The organism is Photobacterium sp. R1 (assembly GCF_054600795.1).
In genome coordinates this window covers 1-414 of sequence record NZ_BAAHZP010000127.1, presented here as the reverse complement: position 1 = coordinate 414, position 414 = coordinate 1, and the positions used below count along the sequence as shown (strand labels likewise).

Here is a 414-nt window from a genome sequence, read left to right as displayed (position 1 = left end):
ATAACGGCAAACAGGTCACTGTGGTGGTTGAATTGCAAGCGCGTTTTGACGAAGAGGCCAATATCGAATGGGCCAGACGCCTGACCGAATCCGGCGTGCGTGTCGTGTTCAGCGTTCCCGGACTGAAAATTCACTCTAAACTGTGCCTGATCACACGCCAGGAAGACGAGGCTATCGTCCGCTACGCGCACATAGGCACAGGCAATTTCCACGAGAAAACCGCCCGGATATACACCGATTTCTCGCTGTTCACCGCCGATCCTGAACTGACCAACGAAGTGCGTCAGGTGTTTAGCTTTATTCAGAACCCCTACCGGCCGGTAAAATTCAATCAGTTGATTGTCTCACCGCGAAACTCGCGCAGCCGTTTGTATGAACTGATCGACAGAGAAATTGCCAACGCCAAGCAAAAAC

1 pseudogene is annotated in these 414 nt (G+C 51.9%); it reads left to right on the top strand.

Annotated features, from left to right (window positions below):
* Positions 1-414 (top strand): annotated as a pseudogene (locus tag ACYP03_RS24290) (polyphosphate kinase 1); the annotation flags it as partial.